Here is a 581-nt window from a genome sequence, read left to right on the forward strand (position 1 = left end):
TTCTAGCAAAATTTGCTCTGCTTTCTGCTGATAGCCCAGCTCCAACCAAAGCTGAGTCATGCTGTTTGCCACTTCAAGCTCCCGTGCGTGAACTTGCAGAGACAAACCATCGGCTTGTTGATTGGCTTTCTTTTGTTGAAGGTTGAGCGTCGAGCCACGTTCGAACTGTTGCATCAAACCGACGGAGATATTGGTCATCGGATCTTCGTCAAATTTGAAGCTATCGACAGGCAAACCACCAAAACCGACTTTCAGTTTCGGGTCCATCAAGGTTGCGCTGGCTACGCCTGTTTCACGCATCGCTTCCGATTGAGCATAGAACTGTCTACGGTTGCCATCGTTGCTCAAGGCAATGCTAATGAGGTTTGCTAGCTCATTGGTTGATTGGGCTTGGATTGATTGAGCTTGCGCTTCTTGTTGTGCTTTCGTATTGGTTGGCGATTGCGCCACCACATTGAAAGCCGGTAGGGCAACCAGAGCCAGTGAGCATACTGGTGCCACTAAGCGATTTGGGTTGAATTCCATAATTTACATCCAAATTGATACCAAGCTCTTTTGCGTTTCGGGAACGATTGAACTGA

At 47.8% G+C, this 581-nt stretch carries 1 pseudogene; it reads right to left on the reverse strand.

Going from position 1 to position 581, the window contains the following annotated elements:
• Positions 1 to 393 (reverse strand): annotated as a pseudogene (locus R7093_RS26795) (copper transporter); the annotation flags it as partial.
• Between the last annotated feature and the right edge of the window lie 188 nt (positions 394 to 581).

The organism is Vibrio sp. 1580 (assembly GCF_033340055.1).